Raw genomic sequence first — 18,740 nt, forward strand, 5'->3', positions numbered from 1 at the left:
GCGCCGCGACCGAGGTCAAGGGAGCGCGCTGGGTGAACGTGGTGCTCGGCAACGTCAAACGAGCGATCAGCGGTTGCTACCACGCCATGCGCCAGGCCAAGTACGCGCGGCGCTATCTGGCCGAAGCCGCCTACCGCTTCAACCGCCGTTTCCGACTTGCCGAGCTGCTGCCGCGACTGGCGCGCGCCATGACCCTGTGCAAGCCTTGGCCAGAGACGAAATTGCGCGCCGTCGACAATTTTCATGGCTGAGCGTCGTCGCTAATCAGGTGAAAGGATGGGGAAGGACGCGCAGCTGAGCCGAGCATCGGGCAATAAGCTTGAGCAGGTAGCGGCAAGCGCAGGGCTGGATTTGATTTTGCAGGATGCGATCCTCTCTGAGGATTCATCGACATTGAAGGCATTGCTGGGCATTGCGACACATTGCGCGATGCTCGCGCCCGCCGAGGAGCAGGAAGAGCAGGAGGATGAAGGCGGCAACGAAACTCCTGAGCGCGAGGGCGAAACCAGCCGCGCCGCGTTGAGTGCCGTGGAGTTGATCGGCTAAATCAATGCCCGCATCCGTAGTGAATCGTCGGATGGTGATCGCGGGGTGGATATTGCTCGGACTATCCGGGAGTATTGCCTATGCGGCTGTGCTCCCGGTCGTTGACCAAAGCGCCTCCCTGCTCAAGGAGGCTGATAGCAGCAGAACACAGAACCACGACAGATTCCTGGAGCTCTTGCAGCGTCTCGACAAACAGGCTGCGAAGTTGTCGCCCGAGCAACAGGAATATCTGCATTACCTTCAAGCATGGCAGGCGGCTTACGTCGGCGATTATGCGACATCGGATCGGTTGGCCGATACGGTGTTGACCCATTCGCGGGACTCGGTTCTGCGCTTCAAAACGGACTCCTTCATGGTGAACTCTCTCGCAGAGCGTTCCCGTTACGAGGATGCGTTCCGACGCTTGAATTTGGTGCTATCGCGGCTGCATACGGTTTCTGACCCGGATGCGCGTGCCTTGGCGATCACCGTCGCCGTGCTCCTCTACGAGGAGTCTGGGCAGTACGATCTTGCCTGGAATTATGCTGACCAGCTTGCCAATGAAACCCGGCAGCCAAACGATTGGATGTGCAAAACGGGCTACGCGAGACTAGCGGCGCTTTACAAGGCGGGCAAGCTGGACGGAATTAACGAAAAGCTTCAGCAGGGCATAGATCTTTGCCAGAAGGTGGGCGACGACCTTTATGCCAATGGCATTCGCCTGTATTTGGCGAGAGTTGCATTGCAACGGGGGCATTCCGAGAAGGCAATCATGCTTTTGAGGAGTAATTACGATGCAGTGCAGAGGAGTGGTTACTCGTGGTTACTCTCTCAGGTTGATGCGTTATTGGCCGAGGCATATTTGGGTACCAGCCAGATTGCTTTATCGAAGCAATCGGCACTCCAGGTTGTTGCTCGAAGTGAAGGGAACAAATATTCGGAATCCTTGAGTGTCGCCGAGCGCGTTCTCTATCTTATTGCGAAGAGCCAGGGGGATCTGCGGGCCGCTCTTGACCATCATGAACGTTATATGGCGTCAAATAACGGTTGGCTGGATGAAGTGGGGGCCAGGGCACTCGCCTTCCAGATCGTCCAGCAACAACTGCTCGCCAAAAAACTGCAGCTAGACACATTGAGCAAGCAGAACCAAATCCTGCAGCTCCAGCGAAACCTCGACAAAAAAGCTTCCGAGACGAGTCGTCTGTACATATTGCTGTTGCTTACGGTGCTGGCTTTTATCGGTTTTTGGGCTTACCGCGTCAAGCGCTCGCAGTTGCGTTTCATGCGGCTGGCGCGGCGTGACGGGCTCACCGACATCTTCAACCGGCAGCATTTCGTCAACGAGGCCGAACAGCAATTGCAGTACTGCCGCAAGTCGGGGCGGGAGGCCTGCCTGGTGCTGATCGACCTGGATCACTTCAAGGCCGTCAACGATACCTACGGACATGCGGTGGGCGATCGCGTGCTGAAACGTGCCGTGGCCGCCTGTCAGGCGCATCTGCGCTCCACCGATATCTTCGGCCGCCTGGGCGGCGAGGAGTTCGGCATCGTGTTGCCGGACTGCACGCTCGAGCAGGTGCTAAGCCGGACCGAACGGATCCGGCAGGCGCTCGTGGCGGTGGTCCGCGGCGACGCTGCCGAGGAAATCTGCGTCTCGGCCAGCTTTGGCGTGGCCAGCACCCGGTACTCCGGGCATGAGCTTCGCCAGTTGCTGATCCACGCCGATGACGCCTTGTATCGGGCCAAGCGCGAGGGCCGCAACCGCGTCAGCGTGAGCGACGGCCGGGCGGAGCCGCAGCTGAATGCCGTTGCCGTGACGGCCGAAGGCGTGCAGTAAACCGGGCCAGATGGCTGCCGTCCGCCTGCCGCCTCAGGGCAACGCCGACCGCACCAATGCGATGGCACGACATCGAAGGAAGGGTGTACTTTGGGCCCGGCGGGCGGCCGGAGCTTGCTGCTTGCGGCGCGCAATGCGTGGGAAATGGGGAAAAGATCAGCAGACGGATTTGACGCGGTCATTACCGGACCGCCAGCCATTACTCATCCTGACAGGGGGATGATCGATGTTCGATGTGATCGATTTTCTGGAAAGGGTGGGGCAGGACGCGCAATTGCGTCATGCATCTCGGGATGAAGTAGGGTCGGCGCTGTCCAATGCCGAGATTGATCCGGAGTTGCGCGTGGCGATCCTTGCCAGGGATGGACAGGAGTTGCGGACGTTACTGGGGCAGGGTCCGTACTGCTGTCTGATCAATCCCGCCAAACCGGGCGAGGAGCAGGAGGAGTGTGACGGCAGCTGCGAAGAGGGTGAAGAGAAGAAGGACGACGAGGACAAGGAGAAGAAAAGCGATGGAGATTGAGAACCAGGCTTCACGACTTGCCGCTCCTGTGCTTGCGACCGCTGACTAGCTCATGGGCCGGACGGGCCGGTACAGATTGGTATTTGCGTGCTGCATGCTTCTGCTTTTGTTTGAAGCGGGCGCGGTTGCTGCGACTGCGCCGGTATCCGACGATCCTGCGCAGTTGTTGAGGCAAGCCGAAAGCGTCGAGTCCTCCAATCACGCCAAGTTCAATGAGCTGATGAGGCAACTCGACGCGGTTGCGGCGAGGCTCTCACCGCAACAAAAGCTGCATCTGCGCTACCTTGAGGCTCGGCGGATCGCCTTTGCGGGCAACTACGCCGCGGCGTTGCCTTCGTTGACGGCGATCTCGGACCAAACGGAGGATCCCGTCCTGGCGTTTCGTGCCATTGCCACGGTGATAGATCTCATGGTGGCCGAATCCCGCTATGAGGAAGCCTTTGCCAAGCTCAACCCCTTGTTGGAGCAACTGCCAAAAATCAAAGAACCCGGCGTCCGCATACAGGGGCTTGGTGTCGCGGCACAGTTGTACATCGAGGCAGGGCAATACGATGTATCTACTCATTATGCCGATCAGATGATCAGGGAAAGCCCCGACACCCAGAGTGCATGCAAGGGCTGGTTCTACAAGTCCGATGCGCTATTTGAAAGCGGCAGCGCACAGTTGCCTGCCGATCAGCTTCACGATGGCGCGGAGGCGTGTGCAAAGGCGGGCGATACCCTGTTTTCACTCAGTTTCCGGCATCTGCTGGCGGGTTTCGACATGCGGCGGGGTCGCCCCGAGTCAGCCATCCGTGTACTGCAGGCAAATTATCCCAAGGTGTTGCAAGCGGGCTTTCCGCCCCAGGTTACCCAGTTCGAGGCTACGTTGGCCGCGGCTTACCGGCAGATCGGCGATCTTGCTTCGGCCGTGAAGTTTGCCAATAGCGCCCTGATGACGGATGCCAACCGGTCGTATTCGAAATCCACGGCCAGTGCCTATCGGGTGCTTTACGAAGTCGCCAAGGAACGGGGCGACAGCAAGGGCTCGCTGGCATACCTCGAAAAATACGTGGTTGCCCACGATGGCTACCAGAGCCGGCTCAGCGCGAAAGCACTCGCCTATCAGATCGCCAAGCAGCAGGTGCTGGCGAAGAAGCTGCAGATCGACGGGCTCGACAAGAAGAACAGGATTCTCGCCCTGCAGGGCGAGTTGGATCGCAAGGCGGCGGAAACCAGCCGGCTGTACGTCGCGCTGCTGCTGATGGTGCTGGCGTCGATCATCGTGTGGGCCTATCGGGTCAAGCGCTCGCAATTGCGCTTCATGCGGCTGGCGCGGCGCGACGGCCTTACCGGCATCTTCAATCGGCAGCACTTCGTCAACGAGGCCGAGCGGGAGTTGCGTTATTGCCGCAAATCGGCGCGCGACGCCTGCCTGGTGCTGATCGACCTGGACCACTTCAAGCTGGTCAACGACACGCATGGTCACGCGGTGGGCGACCGGGTGCTGAAGCGCGCGGTCGATGCCTGCCAGGCGCATCTGCGCTCCACCGACGTGTTCGGCCGCCTGGGCGGGGAGGAGTTTGGCGTGCTGTTGCCCGAGTGCACGCTGGACAGCGTGCTGCCGAGCGTCGAGCAGATGCGCGCGGCAATCGCCGCCGCCTCGATCGCCGGGGACGCGCCCGGCATCCCGATCTCGGCAAGCTTTGGCGTCGCCGCCGCAGCCAGCAGCGGCTATGCGCTGCGGCAGCTGATGATCGATGCGGACCGGGCCCTGTACCAGGCCAAGCGCGAGGGACGCAACCGGATCAGGCTGTTCGACGCCGGCATGCGCGGCTGATTGTCCTGTGGTTGCAATGGCATTTGCACGTTAGCCGCCGCTGGCGATCGCGGGCGCGGCCGCTCGCGTGGACAGCCGCGCAGGCGCGCGCTACAAAGGACGCCGATGCCATTGCCGGGAGTGTTTCGATGCGTGTGAGGAGTTTCGTCCTGCTGGCGGCGCTGGGCCTGGCCATGTTGCCGCTGCAGGCGGCAGCGGGCGACGCGGACATGGCGCGGTCGCCGTCGATCAACGCCGCCGATTTCGCGCGCTTCGACCAGACGCTCAGCTCCGATGCGTTCGGCGGGCGCAAACCCGGCACGCTCGGTGCGCAGCGCACCACCGATTTCCTGGTGGCCGAGTTCAAGCGGATGGGCCTGCGGCCGGGCAACCACGGCTCCTGGTACCAGACCGTGCCGGCCGATTCCACCTTGCTGCTGAATACCGACGTCACCCTGGACGTCACTGCCCGAGGCGAGCCGCTGAAGCTGGCCTACCGCACCGACATGGTGGCGCAGACCCTGCAGGCGAAAGCGGAGGTCGCGCTGAAGGACTCGCCGGTGGTGTTCCTCGGTTACGGCGCGGATGCGCCGGCCTGGCACTGGAACGACTACCGGAATGTCGACGTGAAGGGCAAGACGGTGATCGTGCTGGTCAACGATCCCGGCTTCGCCAGCCGCGATCCGAAGCTGTTCAACGGCCGCGCGATGACCTGGTACGGCCGCTGGCCGTACAAGTACGCGCAGGCCGCGCTGCAGGGCGCCGCGGCGTGCTTCATCGTGCACACCAGCGACGCCGCGGCCGGCTATCCGTGGAGCGTGCTGCAGAACGGCGCGGTCGGGCCGCAGCTGAGCCTGCCGGCCAGCGTCGATCCGTCGCCGCGGCTGCCGGTGGCCGGCTGGCTGACACGCGATGCGGCCACCCGGCTGTTCGCCGCCGCCGGCCTCGATTTCGCCGAACTCGAACGGGCCGCGGCGAAGCCGGGCTTCGAGCCGGTGCCGTTGCGCGCGACGGCCTCGATCGCCCTACACAACCAGATCGGCCACATCGAATCGAAGAACGTGGTGGCGATGGTCGAGGGCAGCCACAAGCCCGACGAGGTGGTGGTCTACACCGCGCACTGGGATCACCTGGGCAGCGACCCGACCCGCCAGGGCCATCAGGTCTATGCCGGCGCGATCGACAACGGCACCGGCCTGAGCATGCTGCTGCAGATCGCCGGCGCGTTCGCGCACCAGGCGCAGCCGCCCGAGCGCAGCGTGCTGTTCTTCATGCCGACGCTGGAGGAATCGGGCCTGCTCGGTTCGCAGTATTACGCGGCGAAGCCGGTGTTTCCGCTGAACCGCACGGTGGCCGACATCGCCGTCGACGCGTTGCCGGTCATCGGCCCTGCGCGCGACATGACGGTGATCGGCAAGGGCCAGTCCGAGCTGGAGGACATGCTCGCCGGCGTGCTGCGCAAGCAGGGTCGGGTGATCTCGCCGGAGGTTACCCCGGAGAACGGCTTCTACTTCCGCTCCGATCATTTCAACTTCGCCAGGGCCGGCGTGCCGGCGATGCTGGCCAGCTCGGGCCTCGACCTGCTCGATGGCGGCAGGGCCGCCGGCCAGAAGGCGGCCGACGACTATACGGCGCATCGCTATCACACGACGAACGACGTGTTCGATCCGCACTGGAACCTGGAAGGCATCCTCCAGGACACCCAGGCACTGTACGAATTGGGGCAATACCTCAGCCATGCGGGCGTGTGGCCGCAGTGGTATGCCGGCAATCCGTTCAAGGCCGCGCGCGACGCCATGATGAAGCCGGCCGCGCCACCGTCGAAGTGACCGGGTTGGTCGCCGGCTTCAGGGTTTCGCCGGCGGCGTGTCCAGCCTGTTGAAGTTCACGATCGCGTTGAGCACCAGCGGGTAGCTGCCGATGGTCTCGCCGCGCCAGATCGGGTTGCTGGCGAACAGCAGCACGTGGCCCTTGCCGTAGCGGGCATCGACCACGGCGGCGCGCTCGGCCATCTCGTCGCCGCCGTCGAGCAGGCCGGAGATCAACAGGTTCTTGGCGTCGGCGTAGCGCAGGATCACCCGCGGGCGCTGGTCGGCGGGAATTACCCATGGGTTGTTGCGCATCTGCTCGGCGTTCAGCGGCAGCGGTTGCCACGGCTTGACGTCGGGCAGCGCGGCCGGGGTGAGCGAGGCGCGGCCTTCGGGCATGTCCGTGTCGTGCGGGCCGCCGCGTCCGGTCGGGCGCTGGAAATCCTTCGCGGTCGGCAGTCCCTTGTCGCCGGTGACCAGGTTGGACACGGTAAACGACTGCCCGGCCGCGCTGTAAAGCGCCAGGTCGTCGCGGCCGTAGCCGGCGGCGATCGGGCTGCCGCGGTCGGCGAATTTCGCCTGCAGCACGCTGCCGACCACTTTCAGCTTGTCGGTCTTGGTGACGAACGCGCCCGGTGCCAGGCCCACGTCGATGGCGAATTTCGCCGTGTCCTCGGCGGTGATCAGCAGGCCGCCGGCCTGCACGAAGCGCTTGAGCTTGGCGACGCCGCTCTCGCCGAGACCGGGGCGGACGTCGTCGGTCGCGTCGATGCGGCCCAGGTTCGGCGTCAGCGCGGTGGTTTTCCACGGCAGCGGCTTGCCCCACATCGGCAGGCCGTCGACGATCTGCTGCGTGCTGGCGTCGCCGACGGGACCGAACAGGATCACGTCGTACTTCGCGCGCAGGTCGCCGGCCTTGGCCACGTCCTGGGTGCTGATGTAGTCGTACGGCACCCCGAGCTTGTCCAGCGCCATGCGCCACCAGCCTTCGGTCTGGGTACTCAGCCAGGTGTGCATCAGCGCGATGCGCGGCAGTTTCGCCTGCGGCATGTCGACTGCGGCCAGGCCCTGCGGCACGGCGACCGGCGCGTCGAGCAGGCGCATCGGCGCCTTGAGGATCGCGCTGTCGGTGACGCGCACCACCTGCACGTCGAACAGGTCGCCCATCGACCAGCCGGTGTCGTCGTAGGGGTGCTGTTGCGGGTCCTTAGGCGACCAGTACTGGCGGTCGAGCAGGGTGTCGGCGATGCGCGAATACGGCTGGTCCATGCGCACCACGTAGCTGCCGGCGGGGAAGGTCCGCGTTTCGGTCTTCTTCTTGTCGTCGCCCTGTTTCGGCACGGTCACCGTGACCGGCGCGCTGGTGCGGCTGATCTCCGCATGTTGCAGCTGCAGGATGCGCAGCAGCTGGGCGCGCGAGCCGGAGCGATTGTCGTCGGCCGGGAACACGTAGGCGGCCGGACCGGCCAGCTGCGGCTTCTCGATCGAGCGTTTGGCCTTCAGGTAGAAGTTCTTCAGGAACTGCTGGCCGTTGCCGGCGAAATAATTCAGCGCGGTGAGCAGGCCGGTCTGCTGGTAATTGTTGTTGTTGCGCTGCGACCACTGGACGGTCGGCAGCGGCGGGTTCGGCCGGTACCAGGTGCGCTGGTATTCCTCCGGGTCGAGGATGCGCTGCACGGTGTCGGCGCCGGCGTTGCCATAGGTCTCGTACAGGCGGCTGATGCCGTTGTGCATGGCGGCGATGAACATCAGGTAGCCGGGGCTCCAGGTGTCGAAGTCGCCGTGGGCGAACACGCCGGGCATGCCGAGCCGGGTCATCTGCTGCACGTTGTCCCAGCCCAGCTGCTGCCACTCGCCGGCGAGGATGGGATCGATCCACGCGTTGTACGGTCCGTCGCCCACGGTGTTGTCGTACAGGAACGGCACCGACTCGTGCAGGTCGTGCAGCACCTGCGCGTGCCAGCCGACGAAGGTGTCGGCCACGTGGCGGGTGAGGTTCAGCGACATGCCCATCGCGTCGCGGTTGTTGTCGTGCGCCACGTAGTGGCCCCAGTACAGCAGCCGCGGGTAGTCCTGGCCGGGGTGCGCCAGGTGCCAGTTGTACAGGTCGACCATGCGGTCGCGGCCATCCACCTCGACCACCGGCGTGATCAGGGTGACCACGTGCGAGCGGATGCGCTGGATGTACGGCGCCTCGTCCACCGCCAGGCGGTAGGCCAGTTCCATCAGCGCGGTGGGCGAGCCGGTCTCGGTGGAGTGGATGGAGCCGGTGATGTAGTAGATCGGCGTGGATTGCGCGACCAACTGGTCGGCGACGGCGTCGTCCATGCCGATGCGGCGCGGGTCGGCCAGCCTGGCCAGGCGTGCCTTGTTCGCGTCGAGGTCGGCCAGCAGGCTTTCGTCGGCGATCGCCACTGCGATCATCTCGCGGCCTTCCTCGCTCTTGCCGATCGAGAACACCTTCACCCGCGGGCTGGCCGCGGCCAGGGCGCGGAAGTAGCGGTGGACGTCGGCCACGTGGGGCAGGTAGTCCGGCGCACCGGCGATGTGGCCGAGCACCTTGTCCGGCGCGGGCACGCTGGCGGAGGCGGGCAGGTAGTCGGTCAGCGGCGAGTTGAACGAGGGGTCGGTGGTGAACTTGAGGATCTGCGCCGTATACGCCTGGTCGACCGGCTGGGCCGGGCTGCGGGCGTACGGTTTTGCACCGCCGGGCGCGTCCGCCGCAAACGCACCAAGGGTGCCTGACGCCAGCAGGAAGGCAAGCGAGAGCCGGATGGACGGGTGCATGGTGAGTTTTCCCCTGGAGATGCGAGGCAGCCGATCGCCGCACTCTGCCAGAACGGCGGCGATTGCGTGTAGCCCATCAGTTGGGTAGGGATCGCCGCGGCATCGACCGCGCGACCGCGGCACGCCGCGGCGATGTGCCGCCGCCTGGACGATTCCCGCCGACGTGCCCGCGCCGGAACCGGGCGGGCACGGGCCGCTCGGGTTGCGGCTCAGTGCACGGCTGCAGTGTGGCCAGCGTCGGCGGTGCCCGTCACGGTCACGCCCGGGCCGATGTTGGTGCCGAGGAACTGCGCCACCTTCGCGTACAGCTCGGCAGTGTGCGCCTCGTCGTAGAACCCGTGCATCTCGTCGGCCCGGTACAGCCATTCGTGCGCCACCTGCCGTTTCGTCAACGCCTCGTGCAGGTCCAGTCCCTGGACCGGCGGTACGCGCTTGTCCCTGCCGCCGACCACCAGCATCACATGGGCCTTCAGGGCATCAAGCTGGTTGATCGGCGAGTGCCGGGCCAGCGCGGCCGGGTCGTCGCCCAGTTGCCGCTTGAGGTAGCCCTCGCCATAGCTGGATTGCGGGATGTCGCCGCGGCGGTACATCAGCGGCAGGTCGTAGACGCCCACGTAGCCGATCGCGCACTTGTACAGGTCCGGTTCCTTCACGACGCCCTCGAGTGCGGCGTAGCCGCCGTAGCTGGCGCCGTAGATGCAGATACGCTGCGGGTCGGCGATGCCTTGCGCGATGGCCCAGCGGGTGGCGTCGGTGACGTCGTCCTGCATCGTGCCGCCCCACTGGCGCCAGCCGGCATGCTCGTAGTCGTAGCCATAACCGCCGGAGCCGCGATAGTTCACCTGCAGCACGGCGTAGCCGCGGGTGGCCAGCGGTTGCACCAGGGTGTCGTATTCCCAGCGGTCGCGTATGCCGAAAGGCCCGCCGTGGACCAGCACCACCATCGGCAGGTGTTTCGCGCTTTCGTGGCCGGGCGGCAGGCTCAGGTAGCCGTGCAGCTTCATGCCGTCGCGCGCGGCGAAGTCGAAGGGTTCCTTGGCGGCCATCCGCTCCGGGTTGATCCACGACATGCGCGCGAGCAGGGGCGTCAGCTTGTGCGTTTTCGCGTCGTACAGCAGGAAGGTTCCCGGGTCGACGTCGGCCTCCACCTGCACCACGCTGCGGCTGCCGTCGTGGCTGCCGGAGACGAAGCGCACGCTCTCGCCGGGGAATTGCTTCATCAGGGCGAGCAGCGTCTGGGCGTCGGTCGACTGGCCGTCGAACAGCGCGGTGCCGGTACGCCCGTCCATGAAGCCCACGCCGAGGACGCTGTCCTCGGCCAGGCCCCGCAGCAGGTAGTCCGGCTCCACGGTGGGGTTGCTCCACACCACCGTCTGCGCCTGGCTCGCCGGGTCCCACCGGCAGATGCCGAAAGCGCCCTGGGCGGGGCAGGTGAAGTAGGCCGCCGTGTCGTCGCGGTTGAACGCGATCGGGATCGAGCGGTTCTTGCTTTCCGCGGCCAGCAGCTGCCAGCCGTCGCCGTCGACCGGGTGCTGGTAGACCTTGAGGTTGCCGTCGTTGTCCCAGCCGAAGGCAAAGCGCACCCGGCCGCGATGGTCGGCGACGAACTGCGCGCCGCGCATGGGCGCGACGATGAGCTGGTGCTTGCTGCCGTCGCGCACGTCCATGCGGTAGACCGCCGGCAGACTCAGCTCGTTGCCGTCGCCCGCCCAGGAGTTGATCGCCACCAGCACGTGGTTGGGATCGTCGGCGATGGCGCTGATGAACTGGGCGCTACCGTATTCCGCGGTGGCGCGCTGGATGTGCGAGCCGGTGCTCATGCCGGGCCGGCGGAAGCCGTACAGCATGCCGACGCCGTTGCCGTCGGCGTTGACCGCGAACAGTTCGCCGGTCGCCAGCGGCCTCGCGTAGCCGCCGACGCGGGTGCCGACCGAGTACAGCACGCGCTTGGGCGACGCCCACCAGAAGTCGGTGACGTCGTCGTCCTCGCGCGGACGAACCAGCTTGCCGTTCATGTCGGACAGGCGGATCAGCGCCAGCACGGTCTGCCCCTTCACCACGGCGGTGGCCGCCAGGTATTCCCCGTCCGGGGAGATCTTGACCGTCTCGTACTGGGCGTGCCGCGCCAGTTCGGCGAACGAGACCGGCTGCGCATGCAGCGCGGCGGCAAGCGGCAAGAGCAAGACCGCAACGAACCAGCGTCGCACCTTCATCATTGGATTCCCCTGTCGTGATCGTCGGGCTGCCGCTTGCGTGCCGCCCCGTTCCCCGGCAGCAGTTATAGCGACCCGGAGCAGCGGGGGCAATCCGGCGGGGGTGGCCCGGAACAGGCCACCCTCGACGCATGGCGCGGCCGCCGGCGGTTACCCCTTCAACAAGGCGGTCAGCCGGTCGAGTTGCGCGCGGTAGCGATCCAGTACCTTGGCGGTGTCCGCGGCATAGCGGTTCGCTTCGTCCCATCGACGCGACTCCAGCGCCTCGCGCACGCCGGGTACGGTTTTCACCTCGTAGCCGGTGAGCATGCCGGGGGCGTAGATCATGTGCTTGAACCAGGCACGGCCGGGCAGGCCGGACGGGTCGGTGAGACGCTGCTCCATGTTGCCGATCAGGCGATCCAGTTGCTGGCGCTGTGCGGCGGTCAGGTCGAAGCCGGTGGCGGCACGCTGGTCATAGGCGGCCTGGTAGGCCTTGGCGCTTTGCGCGAGCTGTTTCGCCGCCCGGTCGAGCGGGGCGAGCTCGATCGCCGGCATGTCGGAGTCGCGCGCCGGCGGAGCGACCGACCGGGTCGGATCGGCGTCGAGCGCGAATGCCTGGCTGTCCAGCAACTGGTGCTGCTGGGTGGTGGCCTTGCGGGTATCGTCCACCAGCTTGTGCAGCTCCCCGACATAGCGGCCGAGTGTGTCGCTGAAGTCGCCGAAGCGCAGCGGCAGCACATTGGCGTCGGCGCTGCGCAGCACGACGTGGCCGGCGACCTTGGCCAGTGCCACGCCGTACTCGAACGTCGGATCGCCGAAGCGCACGTAATGGTCGAACGAGTCGTAGCGCGAGTGGTAGATGCCGCCGTTGTCGTCTTCGCCGCCGAAGCCGAGGTCCAGCGAGGCGATGCCGAGGTGTTCCAGGAACGCGCTGTAGTCGGAGCCCGAGCCGAGCGCCGCGATCGGCAGGTCGCCGCCGGCCGCCGCCAGCGTGGCGATGGCCTTGGCCTCCGGCTTGGCGTCCTTGTCGCTGCCGGCCACCCGCATGTGCGCGCGCAGGCGTTCGCGCACGCTGACGTGGGTTTCCGGATCGGCCACGCCGGCGGCCACCTGGTTGACCAGGTGCTGCAACGAGTGGCTGCCGCCGGCGCCAAGGAAGCCGCGGCCGTTGGTGTCGGAATTGACGTACAGCACGGCCTTGCGCTGCAGTTCGGCGGCGTGCGTCTCGGCCCATTCGGTGGAACCGAGCAGGCCCGGTTCCTCCCCGTCCCAACTGGCGTAGACCAGGGTGCGCTGTGGCCGCCAGCCCTGCTTGAGCAGGCCGCCGATGGCCTTGGCCTCGGCCATCATGGCGATGTTGCCGGCCAGCGGGTCCCAGGCGCCGAATACCCAGCCGTCATGGTGGTTGCCGCGCACGATCCATTGATCCGGCTCGGTCGAGCCCTTGATCGTGGCGATCACGTCGTAGACCGGCTGCTGCTTCCAGTCCGACTGCACGGTCAGGTGCACGTTCGCCGTACTCGGGCCGACGTGGTAGGTCAGCGGCAGGGCGCCGCGCCAGCCGGCCGGCGCCAGCGGGCCGGTCAGCGCCTGCAGCAGCGGGGTGGCGTCGGCGTAGGAGATCGGCAGCACCGGGATCTTCAGGATCGTGCTGGCGTCTTTCAACGCCAGCCGCTTGGCGCCTGGCGTGGAGCCGGTGCCGGGGGTCAGCGGATCGCCGGGATAGACCTGCATGTCGGCCACCGAGCCGCGCTGCACGCCCTGCGCCGGACGCCAGCCGCCCTGCGGGTAGGCGTCGCCCTTGGCGTAGCCGTCGTCGTGCGGGTCGGAGTAGATCAGGCAGCCGATCGCGCCGTGCTGCTGCGCGAGCTTCGGTTTCAGTCCGCGCCAGCCGCCGCCGTAGCGGGTGAGCACGATCTTGCCGCGCACGTCGATGCCGCGCCGGGCCAGTTCCTTGTAGTCGTCGGGCATGCCGTAGTTGGCGTAGACCAGCGGCGCGCTGACGTCGCCGTCGGCGCCGTAGACGTTGTAGGGCGGCAGCACGCCGGCGAGACTGGAGGTGGCGTCGCCTTCGATGGCCGGCTCATGCAGTGCCGCAACATAGGGCTTGGGCCCCAGCAGCTCCAGCGCCACCTTCTTCGGCGTGGGGTAGAGCACGCTGAAGGTCTCGATGTGCGCGTTCCAGCCCCATTCGCGGAACTTCGCCAGCATGAACTCGGCATTGGCCTTGTCGTGCGGCGAGCCGACCTGGTTGGGCTGCGACGCCATCTGCTTGAGCCAGCTGCGCAGTTCGGCGGGATCGAGCTGGGCGTCGAAGCGCCGCTCGAGATCCTGTTGGGCCGTTGCCGCGCTGGTGCTGAAACCGAACAGGGTGCCCTCATCGGCGTGGCCGGGGGCGTTGGCGGCAGCGGCGGCGAAAGTCGCCAGCAGGCAGCCCAGGCTCAGCAGAGGCCGTATCGCGGATCGGGTCATAGGGTCATTCCCCCTGGATGGTGGTGGTGGATTCTGCCGGCGGCGGGTCGACGGGGCCGGATGACGGGGCCGCATCGCCGTCGCGGATGGTGATGTCGCTGGCGAAGAGCTGGTGGGTGTCCGCATCGGTATAGGTCAGCCTGTACTTGCCGGGACGCAGGTAGAGCAGGCTGTGGGGTTCGATCAGCCCGTTGCTGATGCGGTCGCTGGTGGTGGCGTTCAACGGCAGCGGGTCGAGCACCAGGCGGTCGGCGGGTATCGCGTCGCTGCCTTCGCCGGCGTAGCGCGCCTCGACCATGCAGGGGTAGACATGGTTGCAGCGTTCGCCGCTGGCCAGGTACGGCTTGCGGCTGCCGCCGAGATCGAGCCAGGTGGGGCGGCCGCGCCTGAGCCGCTCGGGCGGGAAGAACACGCTGACGTCGTAGCCCTGGCGCAGCGACCACGGCTGGCCTTTCTTGTCGACGAACACGATCGGCGCGCTGGGCCGCAGTTGCTGCATCACCGGGGCGTAGTCGGGGTGGTCGTCGCTGGCCGACGGGTGGGGGTACAGCATGGTCTGCTCCACCGTGAGCGGGTCGATGCCGCTGAGCTTGCGCAGGTGCTCGGCCATCGAGGAGCCGCCCAGGTAGACGCCCGATTCCTGGATGTGCGCGTAGCCGGCGTTGACCACCAGTCGCGCCTGCGGGTCGTTCTTGAACACCTCGCGGTAGAGGTTGCGCGCCTGCTCGGCTTCGCGGGCGTCGCCGGTGGCCGCGGAGAGCGCCTCGTAGGCGACCACCTTGAAGCCGAGCTTCAGGGCGGTGCGCACCATCTCGGCGTAGATCGGCTCCTCGGTATAGAAGCCGCTGTTGGCGACCGGATAACCGCGCGCCTGCAGTCCGGTGTCGGTCTGGTAGAGCGTCTCGGCGGCAAAATAGTTGAAGCCCTCCGCGCGCAGCTTGCCCAGCAACTGCACGGTCAGCGTGCGGGTGAGCGGTATGTTGTGCGCTTCATTGAGGAACACCGCACGGTAGTTCCTGGCCAGCTCGGGAATCGCGTCCAGCGCGGGCCGGGCGCGGTAGTCGGGGTTGCCCAGCGGCGAGGGGCGGTCGTCCGGCAGCGCCGGCTGCTTGATCGAAAAGCTGACTGCGGCATCCGGGTAATTGCCGACGAACGTCTGGTACCAGCTCAGGTACTGGCCGAAGATGATGTGGAACGCCGGGTCCGGGTTGGTGGCGTACGGATAGCGCATTACCCGGTACTGGGCCAGCAGGCTCTTGTGCTTGCTCGCTTCCTGCATGATCTGCTCGGACTTCTGCGCGGCGGCAACCTGTGCCGCCTGCCATTGCGAGGCCGACTGCGCATGGCCCGGCTGGCCGGAGAGGCACAGCCCCATCGCCAGGCCGAGTGCGGGGAGGAAGGGGCGCCTTGGCATCGGGTTCTCCGGATACGGTGTTCGGGAGGTCGTCTGGCGGTCTCGGGGCACGCGCAGACTGCCGCGTGCCGGATGTGCGTGCAATGGGCGGGCCCGGGGCGTGGCCACGGGTCGAGCATGCAGCATGAACCGCCGCGGTGCCCCGTGCCAAGCGGCACGGGGTCATCGGCGCGAATCGGGCGCACAATCGGGAAACCCTTGGCTCACTGAAGGAGTACGACCATGCGTCCCGCCATCCTTGCCGTGTTGCTTGCCGCCAGCCTTCCCGCCGTGGCCTTGGCCCAGACGGCGAAACCCCACCAGGCAGCGGTTTCCGCTGCGGTGCAGAAAGCGCTCGCCGATCCCGCCCGCCAGACCGACCGCGCCGAGGACGCACGCCGCAAGGTGGCCCAGGTGATGGCCTTCGCCGAAGTGAAACCGGGCCAGAAGGTGCTGGAGCTGGTGCCGGGCAGCGGCTACTGGACGCGCGTGTTCAGCGCCGTCGTCGGCCCGCAGGGGCACGTCTACACGGTGTGGCCGGGCGAGATGGCGAAGTACGCCAGCAAGAGCCTTGCGCAATGGCAGAAGCTGGCCGCCACGCCGCACTACGCCAACGTCACCCTGTTGCAGCAGCCGGCGGCGCTGCTGAGCGCGCCGGAGCCGGTGGACCTGGTGTTCACCGCGCAGAACTACCACGACTACCACGACCCGTTCATGGGTCCGGTGGACATGGCCGGCTTCGACAAGCAGGTCTACGATGCGCTCAAGCCGGGCGGCCTGTTCGTGGTGATCGACCACGCGGCTCCGGCCGGCTCCGGCCTCGCCGACACCGACACCCTGCACCGCATCGACCCGGCCGTGGTGAAGCAGGAAGTGGAAGCCGCCGGCTTCGTCTTCGACGGCGAAAGCGACGCGCTGCGCAACCCGGCCGATCCGCTCGACATCAAGGTGTTCGACAAGTCGATACGCGGCCATACCGACCAGTTCATCTACCGCTTCCGCAAGCCGGCGAAGTGATCCGCCGCGCCGCCGCCGCTTGAGTCGCGGCGGCGATCGGCGGCACCATCGTGCTCCAGGCGGGGTTGCCGCCCGGAACACGATGGTGCCCGGAGTGCCGTGAATCCCGTACCGCCCGCCCCGCCAAGCCCCGATCCAGCCGATCCGCCGCCGCAGCCGCCAAGCGAGCCGGACGCCGCCGATTGCTGCGGCGAGGGCTGCGTACGCTGTGTTTACGACGCCTACGAAGAGGCGCTCGAGCGTTACCAGACAGCCCTGGCAGCGTGGCGCGCCGGCCATCCCTGAAGCGTGTCTCCCCGCCACGCCACGGCCATCCACTACCGCCTCGCCAGCCCGGACGATGCGCTCGCGATCGGCCGGCTGGCGCGCCGGGTGACGCGACGCTGGATCCTGCCGGAGCAGCCGGCCAGCGCGGCGGCGGCCCTGCTTTACGGCATGAGCGCACGGGTGATCCGCAAGAAGATCCTGGCCGGTCAGCGTTTCCACCTGGCGTGGCAGGAGGACGGACGCCTGGCCGGCGTGGCGGCGATGCGCGACGACTGCCATCTGTTCCAGTTCTTCGTCAGCACCCGCATGCACGGGCGCGGCATCGCGCGCCAGCTGTGGCGGCGGGCGATGCGTGATGCGGTGCGGCGTGCCGGCACGCGGCGCTTCACCCTGAATGCCTCAGCCATGGCCGTGCCGGTGTACCGGTGCTTCGGCTTCGTGGACAGCGGGCTGCCGACGGTAAGCCAGAGCGGCCTGGTCACCCAGCCGATGCAGTTGGAGCGGCACTGACCGGCAGTCCCGCGCCGGCGCCCGCGCCCGCGCGGCGGCTTCTAAGAACTTTGGTCATACCGTTGCCATTACCGGTCGCCTAGCGAGAGCGGCAGCAGCGGCAGCATCACGCTCGCTGCCACGGCCAGCGACGACATCGGCGTGACCCGCGTGGAGTTCTACGTCGATGGCGCGCTCAAGGGCAGCGACGCCAGCGCGCCGTACAGCCTCGCGCTGGATTCGACCACGCTGGCCGACGGCAGCCACAGCCTGGTCGCCAAGGCCTACGACGCGGCCGGCAACGTCGGCAGCAGCAGCGCGGTCGCATTCAGCGTCTCCAACGCCAGCGCGCCGGTGCAGCTGATCCTCAACGGCGGCTTCGAGAGCGGCACGGCCAACTGGACGCAGACCAGCGGCGTGATCACCAGCGACAGCAGCGAGCCTGCCCACGCCGGCAGCTGGAAGGCATGGCTGGACGGCTACGGCAGCGCGCATAGCGACTACGTGCGCCAGTCGATCAGCATCCCGGCCGGCGCGTCCCATGCCACGCTGGGCTTCCAACTGCACGTCGACACCGCCGAGTCCGGCAGCACGGCCTACGACAAGCTGCAAGTGCAGGTGATCGACTCCAGCGGCAAGTACGTCACCCTGGCCAGCTTCTCCAATACGGACGCCGCCAGCGGCTAGCAGGGCCACACGATCAGCCTGGACGCGTACAAGGGGCAGGCCGTGCAGGTCAATTTCTACGGCGTGGAAGACGCCAGCCTGCAGACCTCGTTCGTGCTCGACGACGTCAGCGTCACGGCACAGTGAAACCGGCGGCGGGAGGCGCGTCATCGCCTCCCGCCGCGACGGCCTCGCGGTCTACACTGCAGCGGCCATGTGCCGATGCGTGCAAGGAGCGAGGCATGAACGATATCGATGCGAGGGCATCCGCCGGCGGGATGCCCCGCTTCACCCGCTTGCGCTGGCTGGTGCGGATCATCCGGCACCCTTCGGCGATCCTGCTGCTGGTACAGCTGAGCGGCCTGCTGCTGTACCCGTTCATCGAGCACACCCGTCCGGCGCGGGCGTTGTTCGGCGCGTTCGGCGTGCTGGTGCTGGGGCTGGCGATCTCGATGGTGCGGCGCACGCGCGGGCGCGCCTGGATCAGCGCCGGCATCGCGCTGCCGGCGGTGCTGCTCAACGTGCTCGACCTGACCCTGGACATGCCGCCGCTGCGGCCGTGGTGGGCAGCGCTGGAAGCCGTGTTCTATTTCTATGCGGCCGGCTGCCTGATCGCCTACATGCTGGGCGATCGCCGCGCCACCACCGACGAGCTGTTTGCCGCCGGTGCCACCTTCACCCTGCTGGTGTGGGCGTTCACCTATGTGTTCGTGCTGTGCCAGACGCTGCAGCCAGGCTGCTTCGCCGCCGCGGTAAACCCGCAGGCACCGCGCAGTTGGACCGAGCTGCTGTTCCTCAGCTTCGCGCTGCTTTCCAGCACCGGCATCGGCGACGTCATCCCGATCACCGTGCACGCCCGCGCGGCGGCCAGCCTGGAGATGTTCGCCGGAGTGATGTACATCGCGCTGGTGGTGTCGCGGCTGATCGGGTTGACCCTGCTGCGTCGCGGCGAGTGACCGTGGC

General features: G+C 66.9%; 15 protein-coding genes. 11 read left to right on the forward strand and 4 right to left on the reverse strand.

Annotation, left to right across the window (positions count from 1 at the left end; genetic code table 11):
* From RHOOR87_RS18935 to RHOOR87_RS0103110, 6 genes are all read left to right on the forward strand, one after another.
* On the forward strand, positions 1–251 hold a 251-nt coding region (locus RHOOR87_RS18935; RefSeq protein ID WP_027485772.1), incomplete at its 5' end, for a transposase.
* A gap of 25 nt (positions 252–276) precedes the next feature.
* Entirely contained in the window at positions 277–546 is a 270-nt protein-coding gene (locus RHOOR87_RS18940; protein ID WP_051357922.1) for a hypothetical protein, read from the forward strand.
* Positions 547–577: 31 nt separating this feature from the next.
* Positions 578–2,362 carry a GGDEF domain-containing protein gene (locus RHOOR87_RS0103095; RefSeq protein WP_015448109.1) on the forward strand — a complete coding sequence of 595 codons (1,785 nt, stop codon included), beginning with the start codon at positions 578–580 and terminating at the stop codon, positions 2,360–2,362.
* 226 nt (positions 2,363–2,588) lie between these two features.
* Positions 2,589–2,885 carry a hypothetical protein gene (locus RHOOR87_RS0103100; RefSeq protein WP_015448108.1) on the forward strand — a complete coding sequence of 99 codons (297 nt, stop codon included), beginning with the start codon at positions 2,589–2,591 and terminating at the stop codon, positions 2,883–2,885.
* Between the two features lie 94 nt (positions 2,886–2,979).
* Positions 2,980–4,704 carry a GGDEF domain-containing protein gene (locus RHOOR87_RS0103105; protein ID WP_027484189.1) on the forward strand — a complete coding sequence of 575 codons (1,725 nt, stop codon included), beginning with the start codon at positions 2,980–2,982 and terminating at the stop codon, positions 4,702–4,704.
* Positions 4,705–4,832: 128 nt separating this feature from the next.
* Positions 4,833–6,512, forward strand: a complete 1,680-nt coding sequence (locus RHOOR87_RS0103110; protein ID WP_015448106.1) for a M28 family peptidase — start codon at positions 4,833–4,835, stop codon at positions 6,510–6,512.
* Between the two features lie 18 nt (positions 6,513–6,530).
* Here the strand turns inward: RHOOR87_RS0103110 and RHOOR87_RS0103115 are convergent, their stop codons facing one another.
* From RHOOR87_RS0103115 to RHOOR87_RS0103130, 4 genes are all read right to left on the reverse strand, one after another.
* Positions 6,531–9,278: a M14 family zinc carboxypeptidase gene (locus RHOOR87_RS0103115; protein ID WP_027484190.1), complete on the reverse strand. Its 2,748-nt coding sequence runs from the start codon at positions 9,276–9,278 to the stop codon at positions 6,531–6,533.
* Positions 9,279–9,487: 209 nt separating this feature from the next.
* Positions 9,488–11,494 (reverse strand): alpha/beta fold hydrolase, encoded by a 2,007-nt coding sequence (locus RHOOR87_RS0103120; protein WP_027484191.1) that lies wholly within the window; start codon positions 11,492–11,494, stop codon positions 9,488–9,490.
* Positions 11,495–11,641: 147 nt separating this feature from the next.
* A complete protein-coding gene (locus RHOOR87_RS0103125) occupies positions 11,642–13,945 on the reverse strand; it encodes a transferrin receptor-like dimerization domain-containing protein (RefSeq protein ID WP_027484192.1) in 2,304 nt (767 codons plus the stop codon).
* 4 nt (positions 13,946–13,949) lie between these two features.
* Positions 13,950–15,359, reverse strand: coding sequence for a hypothetical protein (locus RHOOR87_RS0103130; protein WP_027484193.1), 1,410 nt, complete (start codon positions 15,357–15,359; stop codon positions 13,950–13,952).
* Positions 15,360–15,581: 222 nt separating this feature from the next.
* Between RHOOR87_RS0103130 and RHOOR87_RS0103135 the strand changes: the two genes are divergently transcribed.
* The 5 genes from RHOOR87_RS0103135 to RHOOR87_RS0103155 all read left to right on the forward strand — a co-directional run bounded on the left by RHOOR87_RS0103135 (position 15,582) and on the right by RHOOR87_RS0103155 (position 18,733).
* Positions 15,582–16,355, forward strand: a complete 774-nt coding sequence (locus tag RHOOR87_RS0103135) for a class I SAM-dependent methyltransferase (RefSeq protein ID WP_027484194.1) — start codon at positions 15,582–15,584, stop codon at positions 16,353–16,355.
* A gap of 99 nt (positions 16,356–16,454) precedes the next feature.
* Entirely contained in the window at positions 16,455–16,640 is a 186-nt protein-coding gene (locus RHOOR87_RS19720; protein WP_007509176.1) for an oxidoreductase-like domain-containing protein, read from the forward strand.
* A 3-nt stretch (positions 16,641–16,643) separates the two neighbouring features.
* A complete protein-coding gene (locus RHOOR87_RS0103140; RefSeq protein ID WP_015448101.1) occupies positions 16,644–17,132 on the forward strand; it encodes a GNAT family N-acetyltransferase in 489 nt (162 codons plus the stop codon).
* A 141-nt stretch (positions 17,133–17,273) separates the two neighbouring features.
* Positions 17,274–17,798 carry an Ig-like domain-containing protein gene (locus tag RHOOR87_RS18945; protein WP_007509171.1) on the forward strand — a complete coding sequence of 175 codons (525 nt, stop codon included), beginning with the start codon at positions 17,274–17,276 and terminating at the stop codon, positions 17,796–17,798.
* Between the two features lie 221 nt (positions 17,799–18,019).
* On the forward strand, positions 18,020–18,733 hold the full coding sequence (locus RHOOR87_RS0103155; protein WP_015448100.1) for an ion channel: 714 nt from the start codon (positions 18,020–18,022) through the stop codon (positions 18,731–18,733).
* The last annotated feature ends 7 nt before the right edge of the window (positions 18,734–18,740 follow it).

The sequence above is a fragment of the Rhodanobacter sp. OR87 genome (genome assembly GCF_000473345.1).
Lineage (GTDB): Bacteria > Pseudomonadota > Gammaproteobacteria > Xanthomonadales > Rhodanobacteraceae > Rhodanobacter > Rhodanobacter denitrificans.